1 protein-coding gene is annotated in these 258 nt (G+C 62.8%); it reads right to left on the bottom strand.

All coding sequences use genetic code 11. The features are described from left to right. A partial coding sequence (locus WDW90_RS40040; protein ID WP_336493110.1) for an FAD-dependent oxidoreductase occupies positions 1 to 205 on the bottom strand: 205 nt, incomplete at its 3' end. Positions 206 to 258: the final 53 nt, after the last annotated feature.

The following is a 258-nucleotide window of genomic DNA, read 5'->3' as shown; positions in this document are numbered from 1 at the left end:
GTGTAAACAGCACGACGCTGTCATGATCGTGCGTGATGGCTCGAACCGGGCTTGCAATATAGATAGGAATACCCTGGCGATGCAAGGCCGCACCCAGCCCTCTGGCATAGTTCAAGGGGTGGATTCCCGCCGCCCGCGGATCAAGATACCCCCCCGGGTACGCTGGCGTTCCCACGACGCGCCGCATCTGCTCGGCGTCGAGCATGGTCGCTCCATGGTCTCCTGCCACCTTGGCAAGCCACGCGATGTCGGCCTCCA

The sequence above is a fragment of the Methylobacterium nigriterrae genome, from assembly GCF_037106235.1.
GTDB lineage: Bacteria > Pseudomonadota > Alphaproteobacteria > Rhizobiales > Beijerinckiaceae > Methylobacterium > Methylobacterium nigriterrae.
Note: the sequence above shows the minus strand (reverse complement) of the source record. Positions and strands in the feature narration are given on the sequence as shown.